Annotated in this window: 4 protein-coding genes and 2 pseudogenes; 3 read left to right on the top strand and 3 right to left on the bottom strand. The window is 62.8% G+C overall.

Annotated features, from left to right (window positions below; translation table 11 throughout):
- Positions 1-293: 293 nt before the first annotated feature.
- Positions 294-878: pseudogene (locus F7Q96_RS08605) on the top strand (helix-turn-helix domain-containing protein); the annotation flags it as partial.
- On the opposite strand, the pseudogene F7Q96_RS27160 reads toward F7Q96_RS08605, so the two are convergent.
- Positions 877-1,005 (bottom strand): annotated as a pseudogene (locus tag F7Q96_RS27160) (DUF1801 domain-containing protein); the annotation flags it as partial. The pseudogenes F7Q96_RS08605 and F7Q96_RS27160 overlap by 2 nt on opposite strands.
- A gap of 109 nt (positions 1,006-1,114) precedes the next feature.
- Between F7Q96_RS27160 and F7Q96_RS08595 the strand changes: the two are divergent.
- A complete protein-coding gene (locus F7Q96_RS08595; protein ID WP_053821821.1) occupies positions 1,115-1,459 on the top strand; it encodes a YnfA family protein in 345 nt (114 codons plus the stop codon).
- Positions 1,460-1,492: 33 nt separating this feature from the next.
- Here F7Q96_RS08595 and F7Q96_RS08590 read toward each other — a convergent pair whose 3' ends face one another.
- Positions 1,493-2,926, bottom strand: a complete 1,434-nt coding sequence (locus tag F7Q96_RS08590) for a PepSY-associated TM helix domain-containing protein (RefSeq protein WP_053821822.1) — start codon at positions 2,924-2,926, stop codon at positions 1,493-1,495.
- 220 nt (positions 2,927-3,146) lie between these two features.
- On the opposite strand from F7Q96_RS08590, the gene F7Q96_RS08585 reads away from it, so the two are divergent.
- On the top strand, positions 3,147-5,264 hold the full coding sequence (locus F7Q96_RS08585; protein WP_212762812.1) for a TonB-dependent receptor: 2,118 nt from the start codon (positions 3,147-3,149) through the stop codon (positions 5,262-5,264).
- Positions 5,265-5,304: 40 nt separating this feature from the next.
- On the opposite strand, the gene F7Q96_RS08580 is transcribed toward F7Q96_RS08585, so the two are convergent.
- Positions 5,305-5,988, bottom strand: a complete 684-nt coding sequence (locus F7Q96_RS08580; RefSeq protein WP_144425800.1) for a hypothetical protein — start codon at positions 5,986-5,988, stop codon at positions 5,305-5,307.
- Positions 5,989-6,000 lie beyond the last annotated feature (12 nt).

Here is a 6,000-nt window from a genome sequence, read left to right as displayed (position 1 = left end):
CACACGGCGCTCCCGGCATAGTCGCCGGCTGTGCCGTCATCGAAACTGCCAGCCTCCGAAAGGTAAGCGCCTAGGGGCGGGTAACAAATTTATGCAAAAACGGGTAACAAATTTATGCAAATTAACGGCGACCCAGGCCTGGATGTGCCAGACCAATATTCTTCATTTAACATAACAAACATTATCGGCGACACAGATGTTGGAGCTAAGTTGTAATGTCCGGTTTTAGCCAAGTTCAAATGTCCGAGTGAGTTGGCGTACCCTGACCGGCTGCCATCTGATGGGAGCCGGCCATGTCTTCAGACAGGATCACCCTGACCATGAGGCAGATCGATCGGTTGAAGGTATTGCAGGCGCTGGCCGAGGGATTGCTCAAGACCGGGATTGCGGCTGCGCGCATGGGGCTCTCGACCCGGCAGACGTTGCGACTGCTGAGGCGATTCGAGGCCATTGGACCGGTGGCGCTGATCAATGGCCGTGTTGGTCGTGCCGGCAATAACCAATTGGCACCCGGACTAGAGGCGCGGGTCCGCGGGCTGATCCGTGACACCTACGCCGATTTCGGTCCCACGCTCGCCTGCGAGAAGCTGCGCGAGCGCCACGGTATTGATCTGGCCAAGGAGACGGTGCGCCGGATCATGATCGACGCCGGCTTCTGGGTCCCGAGGAAGCTGCGCCCGCCCAAGGTTCACCAGCCGCGGCACCGGCGCGCCTGCCTGGGCGAGCTGATCCAGATCGATGGCAGCGACCACCGGTGGTTCGAGGACCGGGGGCCGGCCTGCACGCTGCTGGTCTACGTCGACGATGCGACCGGGCAGCTGATGCAACTGCTGTTCGTGCCGACCGAATCGACGTTCTCGTACTTTGCGGCCACGCGGGAGCGGCTTCCTTGATCAGCGCGCGCAGCCTGGCGAGCATTTCGCCTCGCCAGTCGCCCAGCTCCTCGATCCGTGCATCGATCAGCGCCGACGCGGATGGGTCTTGCTGCAATTCGTCGTTCTTCATTTCGGTTTCTCTTCAAACTCGCAGCGCGGCGAGCGCGGTGTTCGGGCGGTCGGGGCACGGCATTGCCGTGTGACAATGCGGACCATTGCTACCCTGCCCGCTTCGACCCGTGACCTTCCTAGCCTATACGGCGCTGTTCGTGCTGACCGCGTTGGCCGAGATCGTCGGCTGCTATTTGCCCTACCTGGTATTAAAGCAGGAAAAGAGTCCGCTGCTGCTGATTCCCGCGGCGCTGGCATTGGCGGCGTTTGCCTGGTTGCTGACCTTGCATCCCACGGCCGCGGGGCGCACGTATGCAGCCTATGGCGGCGTCTATATTGCGGTTGCGCTGCTGTGGCTTCGCATCGTGGATGGGCTGCCGCTGACACGTTGGGACGTCCTGGGTGCGGCTGTCGCGTTGGCCGGCATGGCCATTATTGTGCTGCAGCCTGCGTCTGGGGCCGGCACGGGTTGATTGCCGGTCGGCGTCCGAGAGCATCCGATCCGATCATCGACGTACCGGTTCCGGCGGCGCGCCGGCCGTTCTGGCGACGGACCGGTCGATGATCCACACCACCAGCATCGTGATCCCCATCAGCGGGAATATCACGCCCAATACCGCCAGCCCGGCTACCCACGCACGCATCGGTGGCGGGCTTGCCGGGCGGGACGGCGCCCCCAGCGCTTTGGCCGGTTTCCGCTTGATCCACATGATGAAGCCCGTGATCGCCAACGCCATCAGGCCCAGCGAAATCACCGCGCATGCGATCTGATTGGCGAGACCGAAATACCGGCCCATATGGAGCGAGGTGCCGTACGACACGGCCTTGGCGACGGCGCCGTAGTTCTCATAGCGGATATCGCGGACGACATTGCCGCCGTGCGGATCGATATGCAGCGTTCGTTCTCCCCTGGGATCGTTGGGGAAGCAGGAAACCGCGTAGACCGAGCCGGTGCCTGCCGGCAGCGCAACCTGGCATCCCGGACCGGCACCGCGCGCGCGGACGATGGCCAGTACCCGATCCAGCCCGATGGCTGCATGGCCGGTGGAGGCGACGGAACTGGCTGGCACGGCGGTCAATCCCGTTGCCCATGGCACATCGCTAAGCGGCAGCGACTCCATGGTCTTCGTGTGGCCTCGATGGTGTTCCTGGCCGGCATCGCCCCCATTGCTTCGATCGCGGGCCGGTGCGTGCATGTGCCCGGCTCCGCCATCGGCCGGCCGTCCCAGATTCGCCGCGGTGGTGATGGCCTTGAATTGCTTGCCCCACAGAGCGGTCCACGGCAGACCGGACAGCACGAACAGCAGCGCGCCGATCGCGAGCGACACGCCGAGCAGTAGATGGATTTCCTTCCAACGCCCTCGCCTGCCGCTTGCCGGCCGCATCCGAAACGCGCCAACGCCTGATTCGCGCAAGCGCGGCCACCACATCGCCAGGCCGGTGGCGATCATCACCAGCGTCCAGCATCCGGCCAGTTCCATCAGCACTTCGCCGGGCTTGCCCGCGAGCAATGCGCGATGCAGCATGCGGACCTGCTTCATCAAGCGGTCCTCGACGCTGAGGCTGCCCAGCACCGCGCCGGAGTACGGGTTCAGATAGAGGCTTTCGCTGTTGCCCGAGGGGAGCCGGAAGATGAATTCGGCGCTGGCGCGCGGGTCATTGCGCAGCGTGTAAGTCGTGGCGACTGCCCCAGCCGGCGCGGCCGCTCTCGCCCGCTCCAGCAGCGTTTGCGCCGGAAGCGGTTCGCCCTGCGGCGTTACGCGCAATAACTGCGGATACAGCCATGGCTCGATTTGCGGTTGGAAGCAATAGATCGTGCCGGTGATTGCCAGCACGATCAGAAACGGCATCACGAACAGGCCGGCATAAAAATGCCAGCGCCAAAGCGTGCGGTGGGCGGCAGAGGTTCCGGTACGGGTTTGCGAAATCGATACGGGCATCGGAGCGCGGTGATGGCATGAATCTCTTGCGGATTGCGCCATTGCGGCGCCATTGCGGCGCGATTTCGGCGCGAGTGCGTACTTTGCGACGAAAACCTGCGCGGGTCCTGCGTCATGGTGTCGCATGTACCGCTAAAGGCGTGGCAAATAGAATCGGGCAGCAAAAAAACAACCGCCTGTCTTGGTCGCGCGCCTTTTCCGCCGACACATCCATTTGCCCATGGCCCGCATTCTTCCACGCGAGGTGGCGCTAGCCGCTGCCGCCGTTTGCCTGTCCGCGCAAGCCGCCGACCCATCGCCCGAGGTCCACGAACTGGCACCGGTCACCGTCCATGCCGCCGGCCAGACCACGCTGGACGAACCGGCTTCCACCGGCTCGAATCTCGGCCTGACGCCGATGCAGACGCCGGCCAGCGTGGACGTCATTGCCCGCGATCAGCTCGAGATCCGCGGCGATGTATCGCTGGTCGATGCCATCACCCGCGCCCCGGGGCTGTCCGGGCTTGGCCATCCCGGCAATGGCGGCGCTTCGCTATCCGCGCGCGGCTTTACCGATGCGGCTTCGGTCATGCGGCTCTACGATGGCGTGCGCCAATACGGCGGGATCGGTGTCACCTATCCGTTCGACACCTGGTCGGTGGAACGCATCGAGGTGCTGCGCGGTCCTGCCTCGGTGATCTATGGCGAGGGCGCGATCGGCGGCGTCGTCAACGTGGTGCCGAAGAAGCCGACGCGCGGTCCGATCGAGAACGAAATCCAGGCGACGATCGGCACGGAGAACACCCAGCGGCTCGCCTTTGGCAGCGGCGGCGCCATCGATGAACGGTGGTCATACCGCTTCGATGTCAGTGGCAATCGCACCGATGGGTCGGTGGATTTCGGCGATTCGCGCAATCTCTCGGTATCGGGCGCGCTGCAATGGGATCCGACGCCCGAGCTCGCCATCAAGCTCAGCTATGCCAAGGGCTGGCAGCAGCCGGCACGCTATTTCGGCGTGCCGCTGGTCAATGGCCGCCAGGATCCGTCCTTGCGAACGCGAAACTACAACGTCAGCGACAGCCGCATCCAGTACGACGACCAGTGGACCGAGCTGTCGGCGCGGTGGACGCCCAGCGCCAACCTGACGGTTCGCTCGCGGGCCTACTACATCGACAGCAAGCGCCATTGGCGCAATGCCGAGTATTACGACTATCTGCCGGCGAGCGGCCTGATCCAGCGTTCTTCCTATGTCGAGATCCTTCATGACCAGTGGCAGGTCGGCAATACGACCGACGTGGTCTATCGCCATGCGCTGTTCGGCATGAACAACAGCCTGTCGGTCGGCTTCGACATCAATCGGGCATCGTTTCGCCATACCAACAATTCCCCCTACTCCGGCAGCACCGTCGTCGATCCCTACACGTTCGAGCGCGGCCAGTTCATCAACGTGGCCGGCACAGCGCCGCGCTACAGCAACGAGGCGGTCCAGTACGCCTTGTTTGCCGAGAATCGGCTCGAAATCACGCCGCGCTGGTCGGTGTTGGGCGGTTTGCGCTATGACCATGCGAGGATCGAACGCCACGATCTAATGGCCCATCGCGAGGCGTTCGACAGGACCTTTTCGCACGTCGGCTGGCGCGCCGGAACGGTCTACAACCTGACGCCGAATCTCGCGCTCTACGCGCAATACTCGGAAGCCGCCGATCCCGTCAGCGCGCTGCTGATGCTGTCGTCCTCCAACAGCAATTTCGACTTGTCCACCGGCCGCCAGATCGAAGCCGGCGTCAAGCAGGACTTCTGGAACGGCAAAGGGGAATGGACGGTCGCGGCTTATCACATCGTCAAAAAGAACCTGGTCACCCGCGACGCAGCCAATCCCGCGCAAAGCGTACAGGTCGGCGAACAATCGTCGCGTGGAATCGAGGCCAGCGTCGGCGTCGAATTCCTGCCCGGCTGGCGGCTCGATGCCAATGCGGCGCTGCTGCAGGCACGCTATGACGACTTCACGGAATCGGTGAATGGCACGGCGGTCTCACGGGCCGACAACGTGCCGACCGACGTGCCCGAGCGGCTGGCCAATGCCTGGCTGACCTGGCGCTTCTTGCCGGAATGGACAGCAGGCGCCGGCATCCGCTATGTCGGCCGCCGTTTTGCCGACCGAGCCAATACGCTGGAAATGCCGGCCTACACCACCACGGATCTGCTGCTGCAATGGCGGCCCCGCAAGAACACCACGCTGTCGCTGCGCGGCTTCAATGTGTTCGACCGGCACTATGTCGCGACGGCTTACTACAACCCCACGCAGTGGCTGCAGGGGGCAGGACGGCGGGTCGAATTGACGGTCAATCACCGGTTCTGAGTCGTGGTACGGTTGCAGCCGGTCCGTCGGAACGCCGAGCCTAATACCGGACCAAATCCACAATCGAAGTGCCCATCCAGCTATGGCGGATCACGGCTCTGTACTCGTCCTCGTTGAAGCCGGGCGGGCGGACGCGGCCCCAGGAAGAGGCCGACTCAGTCGTGTCGAACTCCAGGCCTTTTGCCGGGCCATCGACAATCTCGAAGGTCCATGAGTTTGTCCGGTGACGCCCCTGCTTGGAGATGGAGGTACTGGTCTTGATCAACCGTGCCTTGGCCGTTATGGGGGCAGCCCAGCTGGCATTGTAGACGTCTACTAGATGGTGACCGGCAAAGGCGATGACGACGACGAAATAAATCGGAAGCATCCCGGCAATCATGTCGATTGTCGATCCATTGGACTTGCTTTGAATGCCGCAAAGGCTCAAGACGATCATCAGTCCGATCACGGCCAAAAGAGCGATGCCAAAGCCAAGCGGGAGGCGAAGCAGTATCCAGAACCAGCTTGAGTCCGCGTCCATCGGATAAGGATCAATCGTGGCCAATGCGACCCAGAAGATGGCAGAGAACAGGAAACAAAGGACTATGTCCAAATAATCATCGCCATCTGATTTTTCTCTGCTCACGACCGCATCGGCGCTGCCGGCTCCAGCGTCGATGGAGATAGGCGCATCGCCTTGTACGCTTTGAGAATCGGCATTGTCTCGTAAGGACGGTGGCTGCATAGCAAAGTATTG

It is taken from the genome of Cupriavidus gilardii, assembly GCF_008801915.1.
Classification (GTDB): Bacteria; Pseudomonadota; Gammaproteobacteria; order Burkholderiales; family Burkholderiaceae; genus Cupriavidus; species Cupriavidus gilardii.
Note: the sequence above shows the minus strand (reverse complement) of the source record. Positions and strands in the feature narration are given on the sequence as shown.

Bases quoted from the DNA above. Each gene is read 5' to 3' on its own strand.
- F7Q96_RS08580 (WP_144425800.1), bottom strand. From the start codon at position 5,988: ATGCAGCCACCGTCCTTACGAGACAATGCCGATTCTCAAAGCGTACAA.
- F7Q96_RS08590 (WP_053821822.1), bottom strand. From the start codon at position 2,926: ATGCCCGTATCGATTTCGCAAACCCGTACCGGAACCTCTGCCGCCCAC.
- F7Q96_RS08585 (WP_212762812.1), top strand. From the start codon at position 3,147: ATGGCCCGCATTCTTCCACGCGAGGTGGCGCTAGCCGCTGCCGCCGTT.